The 22687-nt window shown below is 42.1% G+C and carries 20 protein-coding genes; 11 read left to right on the top strand and 9 right to left on the bottom strand.

The genetic code is table 11. The features are described from left to right. The first annotated feature begins 1 nt into the window (after position 1). Positions 2–1402 (top strand): sensor domain-containing diguanylate cyclase, encoded by a 1401-nt coding sequence (locus tag AX660_RS07595; RefSeq protein ID WP_068374776.1) that lies wholly within the window; start codon positions 2–4, stop codon positions 1400–1402. Between the two features lie 55 nt (positions 1403–1457). Here AX660_RS07595 and AX660_RS07590 read toward each other — a convergent pair whose 3' ends face one another. Continuing rightward, entirely contained in the window at positions 1458–2399 is a 942-nt protein-coding gene (locus AX660_RS07590; RefSeq protein ID WP_235594677.1) for a sugar phosphate isomerase/epimerase family protein, read from the bottom strand. A gap of 181 nt (positions 2400–2580) precedes the next feature. Here AX660_RS07590 and AX660_RS07585 point away from each other — a divergent pair, with 181 nt between their 5' ends. After that, positions 2581–2904, top strand: coding sequence for a hypothetical protein (locus AX660_RS07585; RefSeq protein ID WP_068374773.1), 324 nt, complete (start codon positions 2581–2583; stop codon positions 2902–2904). Positions 2905–3282: 378 nt separating this feature from the next. Here AX660_RS07585 and lpxH read toward each other — a convergent pair whose 3' ends face one another. Both lpxH and AX660_RS07570 read right to left on the bottom strand, forming a co-directional pair. Beyond that, positions 3283–4014: a UDP-2,3-diacylglucosamine diphosphatase gene (gene lpxH / locus AX660_RS07575; RefSeq protein WP_068374767.1), complete on the bottom strand. Its 732-nt coding sequence runs from the start codon at positions 4012–4014 to the stop codon at positions 3283–3285. Between the two features lie 84 nt (positions 4015–4098). Beyond that, positions 4099–4593, bottom strand: a complete 495-nt coding sequence (locus AX660_RS07570) for a peptidylprolyl isomerase (RefSeq protein ID WP_068374764.1) — start codon at positions 4591–4593, stop codon at positions 4099–4101. A 158-nt stretch (positions 4594–4751) separates the two neighbouring features. Here AX660_RS07570 and cysS point away from each other — a divergent pair, with 158 nt between their 5' ends. Beyond that, a complete protein-coding gene (gene cysS, locus AX660_RS07565; RefSeq protein ID WP_068374761.1) occupies positions 4752–6146 on the top strand; it encodes a cysteine--tRNA ligase in 1395 nt (464 codons plus the stop codon). A gap of 65 nt (positions 6147–6211) precedes the next feature. On the opposite strand, the gene AX660_RS07560 is transcribed toward cysS, so the two are convergent. After that, entirely contained in the window at positions 6212–7894 is a 1683-nt protein-coding gene (locus tag AX660_RS07560; protein ID WP_068374758.1) for a LysM peptidoglycan-binding domain-containing protein, read from the bottom strand. Positions 7895–8053: 159 nt separating this feature from the next. Then, positions 8054–8818 carry a hydroxyacylglutathione hydrolase gene (gene gloB / locus AX660_RS07555; protein WP_068374756.1) on the bottom strand — a complete coding sequence of 255 codons (765 nt, stop codon included), beginning with the start codon at positions 8816–8818 and terminating at the stop codon, positions 8054–8056. An 81-nt stretch (positions 8819–8899) separates the two neighbouring features. On the opposite strand from gloB, the gene AX660_RS07550 reads away from it, so the two are divergent. After that, complete coding sequence (locus AX660_RS07550; protein ID WP_068374747.1) at positions 8900–9679, top strand: methyltransferase domain-containing protein; 780 nt, start codon at positions 8900–8902, stop codon at positions 9677–9679. Between the two features lie 12 nt (positions 9680–9691). Next, complete coding sequence (locus AX660_RS07545) at positions 9692–10339, top strand: YdcF family protein (RefSeq protein ID WP_068374742.1); 648 nt, start codon at positions 9692–9694, stop codon at positions 10337–10339. Between the two features lie 156 nt (positions 10340–10495). Here AX660_RS07545 and AX660_RS07540 read toward each other — a convergent pair whose 3' ends face one another. Next, on the bottom strand, positions 10496–11299 hold the full coding sequence (locus AX660_RS07540; RefSeq protein WP_068374741.1) for a substrate-binding periplasmic protein: 804 nt from the start codon (positions 11297–11299) through the stop codon (positions 10496–10498). 181 nt (positions 11300–11480) lie between these two features. On the opposite strand from AX660_RS07540, the gene AX660_RS07535 reads away from it, so the two are divergent. Beyond that, entirely contained in the window at positions 11481–12047 is a 567-nt protein-coding gene (locus AX660_RS07535; RefSeq protein ID WP_082768775.1) for a hypothetical protein, read from the top strand. Between the two features lie 61 nt (positions 12048–12108). Here the strand turns inward: AX660_RS07535 and AX660_RS07530 are convergent, their stop codons facing one another. Then, entirely contained in the window at positions 12109–12849 is a 741-nt protein-coding gene (locus tag AX660_RS07530; protein ID WP_068374737.1) for an SDR family oxidoreductase, read from the bottom strand. A gap of 172 nt (positions 12850–13021) precedes the next feature. On the opposite strand from AX660_RS07530, the gene AX660_RS07525 reads away from it, so the two are divergent. Further along, positions 13022–13621 carry a TetR/AcrR family transcriptional regulator gene (locus tag AX660_RS07525; RefSeq protein WP_068374736.1) on the top strand — a complete coding sequence of 200 codons (600 nt, stop codon included), beginning with the start codon at positions 13022–13024 and terminating at the stop codon, positions 13619–13621. Positions 13622–13724: 103 nt separating this feature from the next. On the opposite strand, the gene metG is transcribed toward AX660_RS07525, so the two are convergent. After that, complete coding sequence (gene metG, locus AX660_RS07520; RefSeq protein WP_082768774.1) at positions 13725–15788, bottom strand: methionine--tRNA ligase; 2064 nt, start codon at positions 15786–15788, stop codon at positions 13725–13727. Positions 15789–15909: 121 nt separating this feature from the next. Between metG and apbC the strand changes: the two genes are divergently transcribed. Both apbC and dcd read left to right on the top strand, forming a co-directional pair. Continuing rightward, on the top strand, positions 15910–16956 hold the full coding sequence (gene apbC, locus AX660_RS07515; protein WP_068374735.1) for an iron-sulfur cluster carrier protein ApbC: 1047 nt from the start codon (positions 15910–15912) through the stop codon (positions 16954–16956). Between the two features lie 139 nt (positions 16957–17095). Further along, positions 17096–17692, top strand: a complete 597-nt coding sequence (gene dcd, locus AX660_RS07510; RefSeq protein ID WP_068374734.1) for a dCTP deaminase — start codon at positions 17096–17098, stop codon at positions 17690–17692. 45 nt (positions 17693–17737) lie between these two features. Here dcd and AX660_RS07505 read toward each other — a convergent pair whose 3' ends face one another. After that, a complete protein-coding gene (locus tag AX660_RS07505; RefSeq protein WP_068374732.1) occupies positions 17738–18790 on the bottom strand; it encodes a LacI family DNA-binding transcriptional regulator in 1053 nt (350 codons plus the stop codon). A 538-nt stretch (positions 18791–19328) separates the two neighbouring features. Here AX660_RS07505 and AX660_RS07500 point away from each other — a divergent pair. Both AX660_RS07500 and AX660_RS07495 read left to right on the top strand, forming a co-directional pair. Next, positions 19329–21953, top strand: a complete 2625-nt coding sequence (locus tag AX660_RS07500; protein WP_068374730.1) for a family 20 glycosylhydrolase — start codon at positions 19329–19331, stop codon at positions 21951–21953. 3 nt (positions 21954–21956) lie between these two features. After that, positions 21957–22687: BadF/BadG/BcrA/BcrD ATPase family protein (locus AX660_RS07495; RefSeq protein WP_068374726.1), on the top strand; the 731-nt coding region annotated here is incomplete at its 3' end.

Here is a 22687-nt window from a genome sequence, read left to right as displayed (position 1 = left end):
TATGGGTAATTTTGATAACCAAACCTTAAAAAACTTGCTCGAAAACGCCAATATTGCAGTAGTGATCCATAAATGGGATACCTCTGTCGTGTACGCTAATCCGACAGCTTTGCGTTTATTAAGGTTAAGTTATGAGCAAATGATTGGGAAGGATGCTTTTGATCCACAATGGCGTTTTATTGATGAAGCAAGTCATACACTTTTAAACGAACAATTTCCAGTTTCCCAAGTAAAACGTTTTAAAAATCCAATTTACAATATGGTACTGGGTGTTATCGACGGCAGCCAAGACAAGCCCTCTTGGTTTATGGTTAACGCGTACCCTGAGATAGCCGAAACCGACAAAAATAGCTTTATTGTCGTGACCTTTAACGATATTACCGACAAAAAAAGTTTGTTTTCTTTTCAATCTATTGTTGATAACGCCCAGGATATCATCATTGTTACCGAAGCCGATGATCTGTTAAAACCCTTAGGGCCACGGATAGTTTATGTGAATAATGCTTTTGAAAAACTGACGGGTTATAGCCGTGAAGAGGTAATTGGCGAGACCCCCAGAATATTGCAGGGTAAAGAGACCGACCAAGAGGAGTTAGATCGCATTAGAGAGGCGTTGCAAAATAAACAAAATGTGTCTGCTAAGCTTCGTAACTACACTAAAACCGGTCATCCCTACTGGTTGAGTTTAAATATTTTTCCACTCAGAAATAAATACAACGAAGTGACACATTTTGCTGCAATTGAACGGGATGTTACCAGTGAAATATACAGCGCCGAACAACTTGAAACCCACAATAAAAACCTCAAAGAATTAAAGTCTAATCTAGAAAAAATCGTGCGCATCAGAACCCAAGAATTACACGATGTAAATAAAAAACTTCATCGTTTTGCCTATTATGATGTACTGACCAAAATTCCCAATAGAAGGTGTTTTTTGGAGCAAGCCAAGCAGCAAATTAGCAGGGCTAAACGGGATCATCAGGTATTGTTAGTGGGTTTGTTAGATATCGACAATTTTAAAAAGATCAATGACTCCTATGGTCACGATATTGGCGACAAAGTATTGGTTAAACTCGCCCATGCATTTAGCGTGTTCTTTCGTCAAGAGGATACGTATGGGCGTTATGGTGGAGAAGAGTTTGCTTTTTGTATTTTATTGCAGGACAACACACAATCTTTGGGTATTTGTGAACGTTTAAGAAAAAGTATCGCCGAATTAAGGTTTGACGTTGATCCTGCCACGAGCTTTGCGTTGACGGTGAGTATTGGTACCAGCGTAACGTTAGCTAACGCAGAGACTTCACTGGAAGTCGAATTAATTGCGGCGGATAAAGCATTGTATATAGCCAAACAAAACGGACGTAATCGTGTGGAAATTAATTTACAAGATGCTGGTTGTTAGTTTGAGTTGATTGGATAAACGGTTGGCACTAAAGCCAACCGTATTTTGTGTCGGGTTATTTCATGTCACTGAGGATTTGTTGCAGGCCTTTAAGTGACGCTTCAACACTTTCCATGGGGGTCAAACCTTCAGGATAGGATTCTTGTTCAACCACCAACCATTCGGTGCCACCGATGGTGCGATTAGCCGTGATCAAGGCTTTCCAGTCAGAGGTGTCTTGACCAATAATGGGATCTTCTGAATTACCAGGCTCTGGTGCAGAGGCTTTATAGTGAGTCGTGATGGTGCGCCCTGGATAGGCTTTAATAAAATCAATTGGATCTTTACCTGCTACTTCGGTCCAACCCACATCTTGTTGCAAAATAACTTGGTTGTTGGTACCCAAACCAATGACATCCCAAGGAGTTTGGCCAACATCACCGAGCATTTCCGGTTTGTGGTTATGGTATCCAGCGCGCATGCCAAAGGGGGCCAGTTTATCTTGTAAAGCCGCTAAATCAGCCGCGACTTCTTTAGCTCCTTCTAAAGTGAAAGCACGTTTATCCATTGGAATAATTAAATAATTGCAATCAATCGCTTGGTAAAACGCTACTGTGCTATCAAAATTTTCTGGGGTAAATTTGTCAAAATGAACATGGGCGCCTGAAGCTTTAAGGCCAAGTGAATTAATAAACACTTTTAAACCTTCGGGATTTTTTTCAAAACGGCCAAAAATACCAGCAAACTCAACACCTTGAAATCCCATGGCGGCTAACTTTGTTAAGGTACCTTCAAAATCTTCAATCATGGCATCTTTAACTGACCATAATTGCACACTCAATTGTGGATCAGTGGCGGCAACTTCTATGGCTGCGGGTGTTTCTACTACGGCTTGTTGTGCTTGTGGTACATCGGTTTTAGCAACTTCGACCTCTGAGCAACCCACGCTCATACCAGCAATAAAAACCAGACCTAGTGCCTGAAAAGACTTTGTTAACGTTGTTTTGGCAAAATACATAAGATGTCCCCATTGATTGATTGTAAACAAATCGTTAAAGCTTGCTTGATTTTAGGCGTGCAAGCAATGGAAAAGTGTCGTATTGATCAATGCTTTTGTTATTTGAAAGATTTAGTTGTGCACAAAATTTAAAAATTTTGACTATGCTTATTATCTTCTTACTTACTGGGATTTTTGCATCATGGCCACTATCAAATCCAATAAACTTGCAGTCAATAACCCCATCAAAACGGCAGACGCCAATCTCAGTATCGAAACTGACAGCAGCAAACCCTTAGCTGTGGGTGTTTACGAGTTTCAGCTTGTGGTAGTTGATGATTCAGGTAATGAATCCGCTCCCACCATTACCAAAGTAATTATCCGAGATGACAAAAAGCCCACTGCGGTGATAGATGCACCGACTACTATTGGTTTTGCTGAAGATTTGTTATTAAGTGCTCAGCGCTCTGTGGATATTGGTGGAAAAATAACGGAATACCGATGGACGCTGATCAAAAATCCATAAAACTTAAGCCAAATAAAACCTTGATAACCCGTGATGCAACGTTGCGGGTTAAGGGGGGTATGCAATCAGGTGAATACCAAATTCAACTTGTTGTTTGCGACGAGTGTGGCAATACAAGTGCTGTATTCAAGCACTATTTTAGTGTCAGCTCACCGATTGGCTTAGCTCAAAAAGTACGCTATTTCATTACCATGCTTATCAATAGGTTGCATTAAATGTGGCTGTTTAATTACCAATGTTAGTGTGGTGTTGGAAAAATTTGAGCGACGAGAGTAGGTCAATGTTTACATGTTGAAAGATAGAGCGAAGCAGGATACTGGAGTCGAGAAGCTGTTATCGAGATTCTGCTAAGGGAAGTGTAGAATGTTGGTCATAAGGCTAATCAAACGATTGATTTAATAATTGAATTTGCTCTTGGCTAACTTTTAATATGCTGCCTTGATCATACCAGTCGCCTAATACAATACGTTTGGCTGCTTGGCCATTCACGTCAAGTTGATGGATTGCCGGCTTGTGTGTGTGGCCGTGAATAAGTTGATTAACCTGATGTCGGTCCATGACTTTGGTAACTTCTTCTGGGCTGACATCCATGATCTCCATAGTGAGTCCTGCATGATTCTTTTTGCTGGTTTTTCGGCCATTTTCAGCAATTTTGCGGCGTAGCGCCAGTGGCAAACTTAACATTAATCTAGGCCACCACCACCCTCGGGCTTTGCGTCTAAACTTTTGATATACCACATCACGTGTGCATAATTCATCGCCATGCATGATTAGGGTTGGGGTGCCATAAAGATCGATAACACATTGTTCTGGTAATAAAGTCATACCTGCTTGCAGGGCAAACTTTTGGCGGATTAAAAAATCACGATTACCATGAATAAAATAAATAGGAATGCCTTGGTTTGCTAAGGCTTTGAATGCTGCAGCAATACTGAGGTTAAACTCACTGTTATCATCATCCCCTATCCAAACTTCAAATAAATCACCTAATACATATAAGGCTTCTGCCTGAACGGCCTGGGTTGTTAGAAAGTGAAACAAACATTGGCTAATATCTGGGCGTTGTGCCGATAGATGTAGGTCTGAGATAAAATACGTGAATGGTTGCATTTGAGATCTTAGTGAAGAGTTTTATATGTTCTACAATAAAAGGGCAGATTAATATCTGCCCTTAAGTTCAATTAATGTTGTTTATTAATCAATTAACTCAACTTTTTGGATCACTACATCTTCAATTGGTACATCTTGGTGATAGCCTGAATTACCTGTGCTGACGGCTTTGATTTTATTAACCACGTCCATGCCCTCAGAAACTTCTGCAAATACACAGTAGCCCCAACCATCGGATGTTTCGCTACGGAAGTTTAAAAAGCTATTGTCTTTTATGTTAATAAAAAACTGCGCCGTAGCTGAGTGTGGTTCATTGGTGCGTGCCATCGCCACTGTACCGGTATTATTGGCTAAACCGTTATTGGCTTCGTTTTTAACCGTGGCTTTTGTTGGTTTTTGCTGCATACCTGGCGAAAATCCACCACCTTGAACCATAAAACCATCGATAACACGATGGAAAATAGTGTTGTCGTAAAAGCCATCTTTTGCATACTCTAAAAAGTTGGCCACGGTAAGTGGAGCTTTATCAGCGAATAGGCTGAGAGTAATAACCCCATAATTTGTATGTAGTTTAACCATTAAGTTGTCCTGTAACGTCAACATGTTAGTAAAAGGCGCATTCTAACACTAAAGCGTAAAAGTTTTTAACTCTTAGTGTTTATTGCTTAATGCGATGCGTTGGTGTGAATGCTAGAATCGCTGTTTTTGCAGAACCAACCATCAAACAGGACATTTACATGCTGCACATATATAACACTCTCACTCGCCAAAAAGAGCAATTTAAGCCATTGCAAGCAGGAAAGGTGGGCATGTATGTTTGTGGTATTACTGTTTACGACTTAAGCCACATGGGCCATGCACGCACCTATTTAAGTTTTGATTTGATGGTGCGATATATGCGTGCACGGGGTTTAGAGGTCAACTATGTGCGTAATATCACTGATGTTGACGATAAAATTATTCAACGCGCCAATGTAAATAATGAAACCACCGAGCAGTTAACACAGCGCACTATCGCTATGATGCATGAAGATTTTGCCGCGATTAATTTGCTCAAACCTGATATCGAACCGCGTGTAACTACGCATATTAGTGAAATTATTCAGGTCATCGAAAAACTCATCAAAAAAGGCCATGCCTATCAAGGTTTGTCGGGTGATGTATTGTTTGATGTTAGGTCTTATGCTGATTATGGCAAGTTGAGTAAACAGGACTTATCACAGCTTAATTTAGGCTCACGAGTTGAAGTGGATAACGATAAACGTGATCCGATGGATTTTGTCTTGTGGAAGTCTGCTAAACCCGGAGAGCCAAGTTGGAGTTCGCCTTGGGGAGAAGGGCGTCCTGGTTGGCATATTGAGTGTTCGGCGATGAATCATAAACACCTTGGAGCCCATTTTGATATTCATGGTGGAGGCTCGGATTTGATTTTTCCTCACCACGAAAACGAAGTGGCACAATCATGCTGCGCCTATGACACACCCTATGTAAATTATTGGATTCATACGGGTATGGTGCAGGTAGACCAAGAAAAAATGTCTAAGTCACTTGGCAACTTTTTCACCTTGCGTGATGTGTTAAAAGATTATGATGCACAGACTTTACGTTTTTTCTTAATGTCGGCCCATTACCGCAGCCAGTTAAGTTATTCAGAAGATAACATCAAACAAGCTCGCGCTGGTTTAGAACGTTTATATACGGCTTTGCGTGACGTTGAGGTAAACCACAAGGTAGATATTCATTTTAGTGATTATCTAGTTCGTTTTAACAAAGCCATGGATGATGATTTTAATGTACCTGAAGCGATTTCAGTATTGTTTGATGTGGCACGTGAGTTGAATAAAGCTAAAAATGAACAATCTGCTGTTGCCAGTGATTTAGCTGGGATATTAGTCAGCCTTGGAGCAACGTTAGGGATACTACAACAAGCCCCTCAAGAGTATTTGCAGGGCAGTTTAAATCCCGCAGACAACAGTGATGATGTAGCCCACATCGAAGCTTTGATTAAAGCGCGCAACGATGCCAGAACCAATAAAGACTGGGCTGCTGCCGATGCAGCGCGTGATGCTTTGAAAGCCTTGAATATTGTACTAGAAGATGGTGATAAGGGGACAAGTTGGCGCCGCGGTTAACAATTTTATTGAGCTTTAAAGAAAGGGCCAACTGGCCCTTTCTTTATGGGGGTATTCATAAGCGTTTAAGTGCGGGTTACATCCACTAATATTTTCAACTTTTGTCCGGGTTGTAAGTATTTTTGACTAGCGATTTTATTCCACTTTTGGATATCGTTAATACTTACTTTAAATTTACCGGCTATACGTGCTAATGAGTCACCACTGCGCACTGTGTAAGTTAGGGTGCGCATAATGGCATCGCTGGCTAGATTAGTGCCGGTTTGCTTAGCGCTGGTTTTGTTAACCCAAATCACTAGCTCTTTGCCGGGCATCAATGGATCAGTAGGTGCCATGCCATTCCATTTGGCTAAACTACGCAAGTTCACCTTATATTCACGACTTAGATCCCACATAGTATCACCGCTTTTAACGGTATGATTGAGCTTAAAATTGCCACTTTTATGGGATTGAGTTGAGGCTAAACGTTGCTCCTGCGAGAGGGTGTAGGATTCAAGGGATTTAAGTGCAACAGGGATAACTAGAAAATCACCCTGACGGATCATATTGCCTTTTAATTCATTAACCTGAGCAATGATATCCACTGTGGTGTGATATTTATCCGCTAACTTTAATAAACTATCACCACTTTTTACTTTGTGACGCACCCAATTTAAGCGATCTTTATTTTCCGTCTGAGCGAGGGCCTGAGAAAATTTTTCAGCTTTGTCGATAGGAACCAACAAAGCAAACGGGCCATCAGGATCAGTCGCCCATCGGTTGTACCCAGGATTTAGGGCATGTAATTCTTTTACACTTAGCTCAGCCATTTGTGCGGCTAAGGCTAAGTCGATTTGTGAACCTACATTAACTAACTGAGTTAATGGCTGGTTTTCGATGACGGGCCAGTCAAAACCATATTTTTCACTGTTAGAGAGGATATCTGCTAAGGCTAATAATTTGGGTACGTAAGCACGGGTTTCTCGGGGTAAGTCGAGATGCCAGAAGTCAGTCGATTTATTTTCATTTCTGTTTTTCTTAATCGCCCCCATTACGCGGCCTTCACCACTGTTATAGGCGGCGAGTGCGTGTAACCAATTCCCATCAAACATTTTGTTGAGATAATTTAAATAGGCCATCGCCCCCTTGGTAGATGCCACCACATCACGGCGTCCGTCATACCACCAGGTTTGTTTCATGCCAAAACGTTTACCGGTTGAGGGGATAAACTGCCACATACCTGCAGCACGGCCATGTGAGTAAGCAAAGGGATCAAAAGCACTTTCGACTATGGGTAACAAGGCCATTTCTAAAGGCATGTTTTGCTGTTCAATTTCTTCCACAATCAGATGTAAAAAAGGTTTAGCGCGCAAGGCAACTCGTTGCATGTAGTCAGGGTGGCGTAAATACCAATCTCGTTGTTCTGTTACCCTTTTATCATCAATGATCTCAAAACTAAGTTGTGCACGGATACGTTGCCATAAATCGATGGCATCAACCTTATCAAACTCGCCTAATTCATTGGCTGAGGAGATAGCAGGATGAACTTCGTCTTTGGGATGGGTAACGGGGATGGTGCCAGATTCTGCAGATTCACAATCAAAAATATCGGCAACTTGCTCACCTGACTGTTGGCAAGATACTAGAATTTGCTCAGCAATCTGGTGCTCTTGTTCTAATTGTTGAGTGTCGGTGATCCCATCGGGCAGCATTTGACAGGCTGACAAGGTGACACTTAAAGCAAGGATACTTAAAAAATTTACTCGCACTGCGGGTTCCTTGTATGGTCAGGACTTGGCTGACACATTTATAACCTACATCCTTGAAACTGCACGTTTGTTGGCTGCGCTCATTCGCCGCCGTGCAATTCCAATGATATTGGGTTTATATTAAAAGAAGGTTTTCACCTGATTTTTGCATTCTACCGATTAAAATTGATCTTTCCAGCTTCTTAAGGCCGCAAAAACACTTTCATCGTCATTCATAGTCTTCGAGTCGTGTGCCTTAACTGCACTGCGCAAGGCGACTGAAGCGCAACGTAAAAAAGGGTTAAACGTGTGTTCTTTAGCAATAGTACTTGGCAACGTAGGTAGTTGTTGTGACCGCTGCTGTTGTGCCCAAAGCTGGTATTCGAGCAGTGCTGCGTTATTTGGTTCAACGGCTAAGGCAAATTTAATATTGGCTAAGGTATATTCATGGGTACAGTAAACCTTAGTATCGCCGGGTAAGGCCGCTAGTTGGCTTAAAGATTGATACATTTGCGTTGCGCTGCCTTCAAATAATCTCCCACAACCGGCTGAGAACAAAGTGTCACCGCAGAACAACAAACCAGGACTGTAATAGGCGATATGATCTAGGGTATGGCCAGGTACTTCCAGTACTGATAGCTCAAGTTTTAATTCAGGCAGTGTAATACAGTCTCTGTGTTGTAGGCGCTGGTTAATACTTTCAATTTTAGGATTGTGTGGACCAAATACGGGTATACCGGGAAATGCTTGTAATAATGCAGGTAAACCATTGGTATGATCCCAATGGTGGTGAGTGATTAATATACCCACTAATGTCAGTTGTTGGCTTTGACAATAATCCAGTACTGGCTGGGCATCACCGGGATCCACCACCACACAGTGCTGAGCATTGTGTAAACACCAGATATAGTTGTCGTTAAACGCCTTAATAGCATGGATTTTCATAGCCACTTTAGGCTCTCCTTATTGCAGTATTCGCTAAAATGCGTGAGGATTTTTTTAGGATAGTAGGTTACCATATTTTTTATGAAATCTGCCTTAATCGACCAAGCTCCCACTTATCCCAACTCTTGGCACAATCTGCCAATGGGCGATGTTTTGCGTCAACTTATCGAAACCAGCATGGCAGAATCGAGTCGCAAATACTTTGGTTACCATTTATTACGTTTAGGCAATCTAAGCAGCGCCATTGAATTAGCCGATTGCCCGATAAAACATAAAATTAATTTGACCAACAAAAATTGTAGTTATACCTCGGTGATGGGTAAAACAGATAGCTTGCCTTTTGCCGAAAACAGCATTGATGTTTGTTTGCTGATCAATGAACTGGATTTTGCCAAAGACCCCCATCAAGTTTTACGTGAAGTTACCCGCTGTATTATCCCAAATGGGCATTTAGTATTAGTCGGTTTTAATCCGTGGAGTTTATGTGGTCTATTTAAATATCTGCCTTTTAATCGACATAATGCCCTGCATCAGGCGCGATTTTTCAGTTTGGCTCGTACTAAAGACTGGTTACAACTGCTGGGTTTTGAAGTGACTACGGAGCGCCGCCGAGTGTTTTCAGAATTATTTTTAGGTCGACGACTTGGCCCTGATTCTGGTTGGCTACAGTGGTGTGAGCGTTATCTGGGCTGGCTCTCAGCCATTTATATTATTGAAGCCCGTAAACGCGAAATTCCCTTAAGTTTGATTAAACCTAAATGGAAAACCAAACCAAATTTTGCGGCAGTAGGTGTCACTAGTGCCACATGGCGCTCCGGTGCCATGCAGGTTAGCCAACCTTGGCAAACTAAATCCAAATAAGCTGATTATTTGATGCAGCTGTCAGACTCCTTATATCTGCTAGTACAAACATTGTGGGACTACCATCATCTTAACCATAGATTACAAGCAGCCGATTGCCTTATCGTGATGGGCTGTCAGGACTTGGGTGTGGCTCATAAAGCCATTGAGTTATATCAACAAAACTACAGTGAATTACTCTTGTTTAGCGGTGGCTTTGGCAAAATCACCAAAGATTTATGGCGCAAAAGCGAAGCGGACATATTTGCTGATGAGGCGATAAAAGCAGGCATAAGCAGTGAGCATATTTTACTCGAAACGCGATCGAGCAATTGTGGCGAAAACATCCTGTTTGCTATGCAATTATTGCAAGGGCGAGGGCTTAAGCCAAGTAAGGTATTACTCGTTACTAAACCCTATTTAGAACGTCGAGCTTATGCCACCTTTAAACAGCATTTTGCTGATGTTGAGGTCTATGTAACATCGCAGTCCATCACTTTGGCAGATTATCTGCAGTCTGCGACTGATCCTGAGCAAGTAATCCAACTGATTGTCGGGGATTTACACAGGATATTGCAATATCCGCGTTTAGGTTATCAAATTAAACAGGATGTCCCCAAAGCGGTTATCAATGCCTATGAGCAACTTGTTAACGCCGGTTACCATCAATATTTGATTTAGACCCTCTAGACTTGCCATCATTTGCCTTGTCTAAAACGGATTTAATTCCCACTGAAAAATGTGTATGGAACACATTTTAACAACCGCAGGTTGGCCTATGGTGAATACCATGGACGGTATTCATAATCCTGCATCTTCAGGTTGCTTGGGTATATACTAATTGATTGGTAATTCAGGCGCTTGGATAGCAGTTTTAGCAGAATCCATACTATAACGAGCAAAGATATTGGCGTATTCACCTGATGTTTTTAAATGTGTTAATTGTTCATTAAAAGCGTCACGTAGTTTTTTAGTTCTGAACATAAAACCGTTAGGACTGGCGCCAAACAATGGAAAACGATCCACCTGTTGAATACTAATTTTATCATTTGACTCACTGATCTTCGCGCGGTAATAAGCGAATATCTGCGCATCCATTTGCACTACGTCATACCGTTCTAAAAACAACATTTTTACCTGATTATACTGATCAAAAGTTTCACTGTAGTGAGGATGATTTTTGACCATTTTGGCGTATTCAGCGCCTAAATGAATAGCTGCATCTTGCCATGATAATAAGCTGTAATTTTTGAGTTGATCCATGTGGGTAAAATGGAAGTTTCGTTTTTGTAAACTAAACGCAAAGTTTTCATAGGAGTACGCTATATCGGAAAAAAAACCGACTAAGTTATGTCCTTTTATAGTGTTTGGATTCATGTCGGATGCAACGTCAACTAAACCCATTTGATAGGCATTGATGCGCCGAGCATAAGGTAGATAGATAGGAGTTACTTCATAACCTAAAGGGGCAACAGCGGATTCAAAGATTTCAATAATGATACCTTTATTGTCCCCAGCGAGAACCCATGGGGCAAGTACTTCACCAAATGCCACTGTCAGTTTCTCATTCGCCTTAATTCCACCGCAGTGCACTAAATAGATGAGTGTCATACAGTTTAAAACAAACTTGCTTGGCTTCATCGTCGACCTTGGCTAATTAATAAGGAGTGTCCCGATAGTAACGACTATGCATAGGTTGAACAAGTTAATAGATAAATGAGTTGGCTGCTTGGTTTTTGGAAATTTGTAACTCATTTTTCAAACTATTTTTCTATAGCTGACGACTTAAAGGGGGAATATCTTAAAAATATGAGGACAAAAGATGAAAAAACTAAGCAAATTATCAGTGTTACTTGTAGCCACTGGCTTTTTTACGGTGGCAGCCATAAGTGCAGGTAGCAGTGCAACAGCAAACGTAGATAACAATTATCGCATTCGAGTATTGCAGGATTGTAAGCTGGTGGCTGAATATGCCATGACTCAAGAACAAATAAATGCCTATCAAGAGCTGCAAAAAATTGAGGGTACTATGGCCGCGTTAGAACTCCCTATAAAAGCGATTGAACAACAAATTCAGGTGTATTCGAATAAAATTGAACAACTCAGTGCCTTGGCAATTCAAGAAACCGACACCACACTGCATATCGACAAAACCTACCTAAAACAGCAAGATGAAGTGGCTAAACAATTGCAAAAATTGATTGCCTCTCATCAAGCAGACTTTGATGCCATAGGTCAACAAGGTGAAAAAATATCTGCAGTGGCACACAAGTTCGAAAAGGCGATGGCGGTCACTATAGATGGGTTAGAACATGATCAAATTGAAATTCTGAGTCCAGAAAAGCTGACCAGTAGTCATTATTGCCATAATGAAAAAAGCGAGGTGTAACTAGCCAGTGCATCATAAGGTCTGATTTCTATCGTTTTAGAAATCAGACCTGTTTCAACTTTTATTCTGCACCTTGTTCGGCGTTGATAATCCCATCAGCGAAACTTTGATAGGCTCCTTCAAAATGTTTGGCAACACTGTCTGGGAATAAATGAAATTCACCTTCTGCTAACGCGGCTACAATACCCTCAGAGACACTTTCTACCGAATCAGCAACATCAAAACCGGCTTTATCACCCATATCCGTTTTGATTGGTCCAGGATGAACACTAAGCACTTGAATACCCTTAGGTGCAAATACGTCTTTTAAACCTTGAGTTACTGAATAAGAGGCGGCTTTTGATGCCGAATATGTAGTGAAAGGGGTAAAGTTTTTAATTGATGCAACAGAATTTAACTGCACAAAAGCAGAAGAACCTTTGCTGGTTAAGGTATTGGCATAGGCCTTAGCTATGCGTATTAGCCCCAACACATTCACATCAAACTCGTGTTGCAAGGCGACTTCGGCGTTGTCGGCCAAAGGATCCGCTATTTCTAAGACACCTGCATTATTCACAACAACGTCAACGTCTTGAGTTAATAAAACGGCTTGTTTGATTGATTCTGCATCACTGACATCTAAGGCCAATGTTACCACTTTGTCGCCATATTGTTGGCATAGAGCTTGAGTGCTTTTTATGTCTCGTACGGCTAAATACACCTTACGTGCGCCATGTTGTAAAAAGCTTTCAACTATTGCTTTGCCGATACCACGGTTTGCACCTGTTACTAAAGCCACTTTGTCTTTGATTAAAAAATTCATGTTGTGTTCCTGTCTAAATGAAAATAAGAATTAACTATACCGATCGGTAAGGTTGACGCAATTGTACCGATCGGTATAATGATGTCAATGATTTTTTATGAGGCCATTTTTAGCCTTGATGGTTTAGCTCTGCTTAGGTGTTAAGCTTGAATAGGCTTAATGGGGGATTAGTATGGTTGCCGCTAGTAAAATTAAATTTGATCGTAATCAGGCGCTTGAAGCTGCCATGTTGGTGTTTTGGAAAAAAGGCTACGTTGGTGCGTCGTTGACAGATTTAACTGAGGCGATGGCGATCAATAAACCCAGTATGTATGCCACTTTTGGCAACAAAGAAACGTTGTTTGTATTGGCAACCGATTATTATATGCAGAGTGTTGATTTGGCTCACCGCTTCCATCTAGAGCAACGTCATTTACCTTTGCGTGAAAGGTTATTGAATTATTTAAACTCTGTGGTTAGTGAGCAGTGTAATGAGCATAGCCCTAAAGGCTGTTATGTTTCCTTATGTATATCTGAAGCGGAAGGTGAGCTAATTCCGGACGTTGCCCGCCAAAAAATTATGCAAGTGAGTGAATATACCTTCAACTCATTAACCGACGTTTTTAAACAGGATAAAGAAGCTCAAGACTTGAATTTAGCCCATGATGCTGAGCTACATGCTTGTTATTTACTAACGTTATTAAACGGGACTGCGGCGATGGCTAGAGCCGGTAAGCCTTGCACTGAGTTAAAACCCTTGATAGTCATCGCATTGAAAGGCCTTGGTTTGTAGATTACCTTGCCTTATACAAACATTAACCTACATAGCCAGCTATAAAAAAGGCGAAATAAGAAACTTATTTCGCCTGATTTTTTTGAGTGTCTAAAAGACGCCTTTATTTAACCTTCATACCCGGTTTAGCTCCTGTATGTGGCTCCAGGATAAACAGGTCTTTACCACCAGGACCTGCGGCTAACACCATGCCTTCGGATAAACCAAAACGCATTTTGCGTGGTGCGAGGTTAGCGACCATCACGGTATGTTTACCAATTAAGTCTTCTGGCTGATAGGCGGATTTAATCCCGGCAAATACTTGTTTGGTTTCGCCACCTAAGTCGAGCTCTAAGCGTAATAACTTTTCAGCGCCTTCGACGTGTTCGGCTTTGGCAATCAAGGCGACACGTAAATCCACTTTGGCAAAGTCTTCAAACGAGATGGTTTCGCCAATCGGATCTTTAACTAAATGTTCGTTCTGTTCGACAGTTTTAGCTGCAGTGAGTGCTTTAGTCGGCTCTAGGTTTTCTTTCGAGTCTTCGACCATGGCATTAATCTTATCCATTTCGACCCGCTGTAACAGGGCTTTAAAGGGGCTGACTTGATGCTCAGTTAATACGCTGTTTAGGCTGTCCCACGTTAGAGAGTCATTTAAAAACTCTTCGGCTTGGTGGGCCAATGTAGGCACTACGGGTTTGAGATAGATCACCAATAAACGGAACAAGTTAATACCTAATGAACACACATCGTGGGTAAATTGCAGTTTTTCAGGATCTTTAATCGTTACCCAAGGTGCATTGCTATCAATAAATTGGTTGGCTTTATCAGCCAAGCCCATAATTTCACGAATAGCGCGACTGTATTGACGTTTTTCATAAGCATCAGCAATACTGGTTTGGGCTTGTTGAAATTCGGCAACCAACGCAGGCTCTAGTACATTGGCCGATAACTTACCGTCAAAACGTTTATTGATAAAACTGGCACAGCGGCTGGCAATATTGACTACTTTACCGACTAAATCTGAATTTACTTTTTGTGCGAAGTCTTCAAAGCTCAGGTCGATGTCACTGACGGCATCGCTGAGTTTAGAGGCAAAATAATAACGCAGATATTCAGGGTTTAGATGATCTAAATAAGTCCGACCTTTGATAAAAGTGCCCTTGGATTTAGACATTTTTGCGCCATTCACCGTCACAAAACCATGTACGTTAACACCACTGGGTTTTCTAAAACCTGCGCCTTCAAGCATGGCTGGCCAGAACAAACAATGGAAGTAGGTAATGTCTTTACCGATAAAATGATAGAGCTCGGCAGTGGAGTCTAAACCCCAATATTCATCAAAATTTAAACCTGCTGTACGATCACACAGGTTTTTAAAGCTCGCCATATAACCTACTGGTGCATCAACCCAGACATAAAAAAACTTGCCGGGTGCATTAGGGATTTCAAAACCAAAATACGGTGCATCACGGCTGATATCCCATTGTTGTAAACCTTTTTCAAACCACTCTTGCAGTTTGTTGGCCATTTCAATTTGAATGGCACCGCTTTTCAGCCAGTCTTGTAACATGTTGCCAAACTGGGGTAAGTCAAAAAAGTAATGTTCTGAATCACGTAATACTGGTGTTGCTCCACTGACTACCGAGCGAGGATTGATTAACTCGGTAGGATCATAAGTGGCACTACACACGTCACAACTGTCGCCATTTTGGTCTTCAGCTTTACAGCTTGGGCAAGTGCCTTTAACAAAACGATCGGGTAAAAACATCTGTTTTTCAGGATCGTATAATTGGCTGATAGTGCGCGTGCTGATATATCCGTTAGCATGTAAGCGGTTGTACACCAGTTCACACAGCTCTTTATTTTCGTCAGAATGGGTGACGTAGTAGTTGTCATAGTTAATATTAAAATCGAGCAAGTCTTGATGATGTTCGGCACGAGTTTGCGCCACCATTTGCTCTGGTGTTATACCAAGTTGCTGAGCCTTTAACATGACAGGGGTGCCATGGGCATCGTCGGCACACACGCTATAACAAGTATGGCCACGCATTCGTTGGAACCGCGTCCATATATCCGTTTGGATATGCTCTAACAAATGACCTAAGTGAATTGAGCCATTGGCGTAGGGCAGGGCACTGGTGACCAGAATTTTACGTGCTTGAGTTGTTTGTGCTGGTGAAGACATCGGTATAATAGGATTACTGTTAGTAAAAAAGGTCGCAAATAGTACCGTTTCTGCGCCATCATTGCATTACGAAATTTGTATTCAATCGATTAAAAGCATCGATTAAACCTCAAGGCCAAGTATGTTTTTTAGCTCTAAAACTTCAAATGAATCTTTACATCACGATATTCAGCACTGTTTAGCTGAGTTTTTTGCCATGCCTATTGAAAAAGTGGGGGCATGGTTTGAATTGAAAGGGAAGTCCTTAACTATCTCCTTGCCATTTGCAGCACAGAGTTTGCACCAATTATTGAAAGATACTTTAGCTGCCAAACTGGCTTTGCATCTTAGCCCAGTCAAAGATATCGACGTCCTAACGAATATCGGTGTGGCGCCCACTTTAATGGCGAAGCGCCCAAAGATAAAAAATATTATCGCTATTGCCTCAGGCAAAGGTGGCGTGGGTAAGTCCACAACCAGTGTTAATTTGGCTTTTGCCTTGCTCGCCGAGGGAGTAAAAGTAGGTATTTTAGATGCCGATATTTATGGCCCTTCTATTCCGATAATGCTGGGTAATGTTGATGCTAAACCTAGTAGTGAGGATCAAAAACAGGTAGATCCTATTATGGCTCATGGGCTGGTGGCGTCGTCCATTGGTTATTTTGTACCAGCCGAAAACGCGACAGTGTGGCGCGGCCCTATGGCGAGTAAAGCTTTAAGCCAATTGCTTAATGAAACAAATTGGCCAGAATTGGATTATTTAATTGTAGATATGCCACCGGGCACAGGGGATATTCAACTGACATTGGCTCAGCAAATTCCAGTAAGTGGCGCGATTATCGTCACCACGCCGCAAGATTTAGCTTTAGCTGATGCCACCAAAGGTATTGCGATGTTTAATAAGGTCAAAGTGCCAGTTTTGGGTTTAGTCGAAAATATGAGTTATCACATTTGTAGTCAGTGTGGTCATCATGAAGCCATCTTTGCTGAGCATGGCGGGCAAAAACTCGCGACCCAATATAACTTACCCTTATTAGCGCAATTACCACTGAATATTGATATTCGTGTTCATGCTGATGGAGGGATACCTTTGCAAATTAGCCAGCCAACTCACCCTTTGACTTTGGCTTATCAAGAGCTGGCGCGAGAGGTTTCTAAAGGTTTATATTTAAAAGTAACAACAAGCTGATATTTAAACAGCTACTTTATCCAGATGGTGGGCCTAGCTGCTTGCACCAAAATACTTACTGTGCAAGCATGGCGGGCTTTTTAAGCCTAGTGCTTCAAGTACCTAATATTTAAACCGTTAACTGACGAGCAGCACAAAAATGCGTTTATGTGACAAAGATATTTACCGCTACATGCAAGAGGGCAAAATTGTTATCAGCCCTGAACCCGATTACAGTGAAATCAGTGGTGTGACTGTTGATATCCGTTTGGGCAATAAATTTCGAGTATTTGAAAGTCAGCATGCGCCATACATTGATTTAAGCGGGCCAAAAGCGGAAGTTCAGGCAGCCTTAAATAATGTGATGAGTGATGAAATAGAAATCGCTGCGGATAAATCTTTTTTCTTACACCCTGGTGAGTTAGCGCTGGCAGTGACATTAGAGTCTGTCACTCTACCGGCTAATATTGTTGGTTGGTTAGATGGTCGCTCATCCTTGGCCCGTTTGGGTTTAATGGTGCATGTAACTGCTCACCGGATTGATCCGGGTTGGTCAGGTAATATCGTTTTAGAATTCTATAACGGTGGAAAGTTACCACTGGCACTTAAGCCCGGTATGAAAATAGGTGCGATTAGTTTTGAGGTATTATCAGATTTTGCTGAAAAACCTTATAACGCAAGAGTCGATGCTAAATACAAAGGTCAGTCAGGTGCGACAGCGAGCCGCATCAGCGCAGACGATAAGAGCGGCGACTAATTGATCCCCCTTATTATTGCAATTGCGGTTTAAGTAATGACGGGTTTAGTTGTCTGTGTCTTGTTGGGTATTCAGCTGAGTAGACGCACGGATCAATAACTGAGGTTCAAAGTGTTTGTGCATTACCGGCTGATTGGCTTTAGCTTTAGAGCGTTTTGCCGCGATATGGGAAATCAATAAACTTGCCGCTTTACGGGCAATGATATTAGTAGGCTGAGCGGCCGTGGTCAGTTGTGGCCACGTTTGACGTGAAAACGGACTGTCTTCGAAACCTGCTATTGCCAGTTGTTTAGGTACATCAAAACCATTCAAGCGTGCCGCAAATAAAGCCCCCGCGGCAATTTCATCGTTACAGCAAAATATCGCAGTGGGTTTTTTACTCAAGTTCAGCAAGTTTTTGGCTTCAGTGGCACCTGAATCAAAGGTGTATTGACCATCGATTACGTACTCATCAAGTTGTTCTATACCATGAGCTTTTAAAGCCGCAAGGTAACCATTCAAACGCTCTATGGTTGAACGGTGACTTTTATCTCCGCCGATAAACGCAATGGCTTTATGACCTTGTTGAATTAAATGTTCAGTAATTTTGTAAGCCGCATCATGATCGTGCACAAATACACAGGGAGTTGATTCTTGTGAGTCATTGGAGCCTGGAATAATGCGTACAAAACTGAGGTCCATTTCTTCAATGGCGGCCAATATCTCAGGCGTTTCTGATAAGGGCGGAGAAATTACCAAACCGGCTAGTTGTGAACGTTTAGCCATGGCTTTAATTTCGCTGATAATGTCGACTTGAGTCGCTTTACAGGGGTGAATGATGAGCTCATAACCACGCTCACGACATTCGGCCAAGATCCCTTCCTGCATTTCGATAATGTAATATGCATTGGGGTTATCGTAAACAAAACCCAGAGTATAAGTGTTGGTGCCTTTGAGATTTCTGGCGGCATGATTAGGTTGATAGTTAAGCTGCTCAATGGCTTGAGCGACTTTTAGTCGAGTTGTTTCAACCACCGAGTCTTCCATATTAATGACTCGCGATACGGTTTTTATCGAAACACCTGCCAGCTTGGCAACATCAGTAATAGTTGATCTCATGTTAATATCCAGATTTCAATAGCCTTGTTCAAGGTCTTATAAGGGTAATTCAACTTATCTATGTCTTTCATCCTTGCAACTGCAAGTTAATTGGCTGCATTCACTCACCATTATTTTTAGCGGTAGTGGCACTTAGTACATCTAAGCTCATGGGGCTGAGGTTCTTTGCCGCTGCCGTGCAATTCCAAGGATTTTGCGTATAAATTGCCTATTTTTGCTTGGTTTGAAATGGCAAATTTAAGCAGTATATCAGCCAGTTAGTGAAATGTGCTTAATAAAATGCGGCTTTATTACTTATTTAATTGACTTGTAAATGGCTAGCGAACAAATTGAGGTAAGACCTCAACAAATAATTTACAAGTGCTTCGATATTTTATTGACAGCGTTGTCATTGTTAATTAATGTGCAGCTAACAAACACTCAGTCTGGATGATTTTAGCTGCGCTAAAGTGTCTGGTAGTAAACATAAATTAAACATATAAGCGACAAATAGCGTAGCTTGGTAATTGGGAGCAGCGAGTTGATGAAAGGAAATAACATGGGTAATACACGCAGGAAATTTACACTTGGCAGCTTTTGTGGGCTGGCAAGTTTGTTGTGCAGTTCCGGTTTAAGTGCCGCAGTGGCCGATTCAACGAGTGCTCAACAACAATTGCTCGACAATATCGCTGCACATATGGGTTTGACTTATGTAATTAACAACAATATTAGTGTTGAAAATTGCCAGCAGGATACGGGCAGTGCGCAATGTTATCAGGGTCAGATACAACTTACTTTTAAGCAAGATGTGGCCTTAAAAGACTGGCAGATTTATTTTAGCAATACCTCGAATATCAAATGGGATGGTAGTGAGCTGTTTGATATTCAACATACCAATGGCGATATTCACGTTATTACGCCAGTTTCCCAAAACCTGATTAAAAAAGGTAGTTATGCTATTGATTTTAAAGGTATAGGTTCTTTGGTTAACGAGTCAGAAGCCTTTCCTAATTATTTTATTAGCGCCACTGATTTACAGGCTAGAGTCATCCAGATGACGGTGCCTCTGGTTGATAGTGATACCCAGTTGTTAGTTTATCCTCATGTACTGCCTTTTGTTACGCCAGAGCAAACCAAAAGACGAGTGGGAGATAAGGTGCCACTGGCAACGCCAGAGGTGATGTTTGAGCATTACGCCAGCATTAATGCCTTGGCCGCCGAGTCTGCAACAACAGCGCCACGCTTGATCCCACATACTGTGAGCTCGCAGTTTGATGCAACACAGCGGGTATCAGTGTCTCAAGGTATTGCTGTTGATGAGGCGAGTTTGAGTCAGTTTTCAGCAGCGTTTCAGCGTTTGGCTAAAAAAGGGTTAAACACTCAATCCACAGGTTTGCCGCTTAAACTGCAACTCAATCTCCAGTCAGGATTAAGCACTCAGGCTTATCAGTTAACTATCAGCGAAAAACAAATATTCATCGAAGCGAGTGATAATGCTGGTCTGTTTTATGGTTTGATGAGTTTGTATCAGTTGTTAGATGGCAATAACAGTTTGCCAGTGGGTAACATAACAGATGCCCCTCGTTATGAATTCCGCGGTTTACATGTCGATGTGGCGCGTAATTTTCACAGTAAAGCTTTTATCATCAATTTACTCGAGCAAATGGCTGCGTTAAAAATCAATAAACTGCACTTTCATTTGGCCGAAGATGAAGCATGGCGACTCGAAATTCCTGGGCTTCCGGAATTAACCGATATCGGTGGTTTTCGTTGTTTTGATCCCTTAGAGCAAACTTGTTTGATGCCACAATTGGGGAGTGGCCCTGAGCGAAAAACCAAGGTAAATGGTTATCTGACCACCCAAGATTATATAGATATCCTGCGTTTTGCTGATGCCCATTTTATTGAGGTGATCCCGTCTTTAGATATGCCTGGCCATTCACGCGCAGCCATTAAGTCGATGGAAGCGCGCTATAAACGTTTAGTGTCTGAAGAAAAAACCCCAGAGGCCGAGCAATATTTACTGACTGAATTTGCCGATAAGAGCCAGTACCGCTCTATTCAACATTACGATGACAACACTTTAAACCCCTGTCTGGATTCTACTTATCACTTTGTGGATAAGGTATTGTCAGAACTTATCAAAATGCACAATAAAGCTGGTGTGGCTCTCAAACGATATCATATCGGCGCAGATGAAACTGCTGGTGCTTGGCAAGGCTCCCCCGCTTGTCAGGCAATGATTGCAGGCAATGCACGTTTGCAAAGTAGCGCTGATCTTGGCCCTTATTTTGTGGAGCGTGTTGCCCAAATGGTTGCCGCAAAAGGCATAGAAGCCGCAGCCTGGGATGATGGTTTAAGCCATGCTAAGGCAGACCAATTGCCCGCCAAGGTACAAGCTAATATTTGGGGTTTGTTACCGAGCAATGGTTTTGATCGAGCCCATGATTTTGTTAATCGTGGCTGGGATACCGTATTGTCGTTTCCTGATGTATTGTATTTTGACTTTCCTTATCAAGCTGATCCTAAAGAGCCCGGATATTATTGGGGCATGCGCAGTATAGATAGCTTTAAAGTGTTTCAGTTTATGCCGGATAACTTGCCCGCCCATGCCGAGTTTTGGACGGACGCTATAGGTAATGATTACCAAAGTACTGAAAAAGTAAGTTTGCAAAATCAAGCCAAAGTGAGCGGTATTCAAGCCCAACTATGGAGTGAAACAGTACGTAGCGATGACAGTGCTAACTACATGTTGTTCCCACGTTTAATTGCCTTTGCTGAGCGCGCTTGGTTTAAACCAGAATGGGCTGTTGCCTACCAAGCTGGGCAAACTTATTCTCGTGACAGCAAGCTATTTACTGAGCTTAAACAGCAACAAATGTATCAGGATTGGGCGCAATTTAGTCAAACTATGGGCAGCCAGATTTTAACTGATTTGGCTCGTGATGAGGTATTGTTTCGTTTGCCGACCCCAGGCGCCAAAATTAAACAAGGTTGGTTACATGCCAACTCGATGTTTAGTGGTTTGACGATTGAGTATCAGCAAGAGGGTGAGAAACAATGGCAAGTGTACAGCCAGCCGGTAAAAGTCACTAAACCCGTATTATTACGTAGCAGCATGCCTGGTTTGCTTCGTTATAGCCGTAGTGTGTCTGTCTCAATGCAGCAAAAAGTGGAGGAGTAAATTTTGCAGGAGCATTTTTTTATCGGTGTGGATGGCGGTGGCACCAAGTGCAAAGCCCTATTGCAAAACCACAAGGGGGAGATTGTTGGCGAAGGTTTGTCGGGCTCGGCTAATGCGGCCACTGATTTGCCTGTGGCAATTAAATCCATAGTTGGTGCTTGTCACGAAGCATTATTAGCAGCGGCTTTGCCACTGGAATATTTACGTTTCTGTCATGTAGGTATGGGCTTGGCAGGGGTTAACTTACCTAGTATTAGACACAATATGCTGCAATGGCAGCATCCTTTTGCCAGTGTGCACCTCACTACAGATTTACATATTGCCTGTTTAGGGGCTCACGATGGAGCAGACGGCGCAGTCATCATTACCGGTACTGGCTCGTCTGCCTTTGCGGTGTTAAATGGCGAACAGTTAAATTTAGGTGGCCATGGTTTTACTGCCGGCGATAAAGGCGGCGGCGCATGGATAGGGCGAGCAGCGACTCAAGTCTGTTTAGAGGCTATGGATGATTTGGCCCCTTACAGCCCATTAGTGGACCAGCTTAAAACCCATTTAGGCTGTAAAGATGCTACCGCTGTGGCTGAAAAAGTTAATGGCGCTCCCGCCGTGTTTTTTGCTAGTTTAGCGCCTTTGGTACTTGATGCAGCCGCCCAACAAGACGTGATTGCGACGGCAATTCTACAAGATGCAGCAGATTATCTAAGTAAATTGGCCAGACGTTTATTACCCCACAG

This window comes from Paraglaciecola hydrolytica (assembly GCF_001565895.1).
GTDB classification, from domain to species: domain Bacteria; phylum Pseudomonadota; class Gammaproteobacteria; order Enterobacterales; family Alteromonadaceae; genus Paraglaciecola; species Paraglaciecola hydrolytica.
This window is presented reverse-complemented; position numbering and strand designations above follow the sequence as displayed.

Excerpts from the sequence above, each read along its gene's own strand:
- AX660_RS07550 (WP_068374747.1), top strand. The coding sequence starts at position 8,900 with ATGAAATCTGCCTTAATCGACCAAGCTCCCACTTATCCCAACTCTTGG.
- cysS (WP_068374761.1), top strand. The coding sequence starts at position 4,752 with ATGCTGCACATATATAACACTCTCACTCGCCAAAAAGAGCAATTTAAG.
- AX660_RS07590 (WP_235594677.1), bottom strand. The coding sequence starts at position 2,399 with ATGTATTTTGCCAAAACAACGTTAACAAAGTCTTTTCAGGCACTAGGT.
- gloB (WP_068374756.1), bottom strand. The coding sequence starts at position 8,818 with ATGAAAATCCATGCTATTAAGGCGTTTAACGACAACTATATCTGGTGT.
- dcd (WP_068374734.1), top strand. The coding sequence starts at position 17,096 with ATGCGTTTATGTGACAAAGATATTTACCGCTACATGCAAGAGGGCAAA.
- AX660_RS07530 (WP_068374737.1), bottom strand. The coding sequence starts at position 12,849 with ATGAATTTTTTAATCAAAGACAAAGTGGCTTTAGTAACAGGTGCAAAC.
- AX660_RS07500 (WP_068374730.1), top strand. The coding sequence starts at position 19,329 with ATGGGTAATACACGCAGGAAATTTACACTTGGCAGCTTTTGTGGGCTG.
- AX660_RS07525 (WP_068374736.1), top strand. The coding sequence starts at position 13,022 with ATGGTTGCCGCTAGTAAAATTAAATTTGATCGTAATCAGGCGCTTGAA.
- AX660_RS07505 (WP_068374732.1), bottom strand. The coding sequence starts at position 18,790 with ATGAGATCAACTATTACTGATGTTGCCAAGCTGGCAGGTGTTTCGATA.
- AX660_RS07545 (WP_068374742.1), top strand. The coding sequence starts at position 9,692 with ATGCAGCTGTCAGACTCCTTATATCTGCTAGTACAAACATTGTGGGAC.
- AX660_RS07535 (WP_082768775.1), top strand. The coding sequence starts at position 11,481 with ATGAAAAAACTAAGCAAATTATCAGTGTTACTTGTAGCCACTGGCTTT.
- AX660_RS07585 (WP_068374773.1), top strand. The coding sequence starts at position 2,581 with ATGGCCACTATCAAATCCAATAAACTTGCAGTCAATAACCCCATCAAA.
- lpxH (WP_068374767.1), bottom strand. The coding sequence starts at position 4,014 with ATGCAACCATTCACGTATTTTATCTCAGACCTACATCTATCGGCACAA.
- AX660_RS07570 (WP_068374764.1), bottom strand. The coding sequence starts at position 4,593 with ATGGTTAAACTACATACAAATTATGGGGTTATTACTCTCAGCCTATTC.
- AX660_RS07595 (WP_068374776.1), top strand. The coding sequence starts at position 2 with ATGGGTAATTTTGATAACCAAACCTTAAAAAACTTGCTCGAAAACGCC.
- apbC (WP_068374735.1), top strand. The coding sequence starts at position 15,910 with ATGTTTTTTAGCTCTAAAACTTCAAATGAATCTTTACATCACGATATT.
- metG (WP_082768774.1), bottom strand. The coding sequence starts at position 15,788 with ATGTCTTCACCAGCACAAACAACTCAAGCACGTAAAATTCTGGTCACC.
- AX660_RS07540 (WP_068374741.1), bottom strand. The coding sequence starts at position 11,299 with ATGAAGCCAAGCAAGTTTGTTTTAAACTGTATGACACTCATCTATTTA.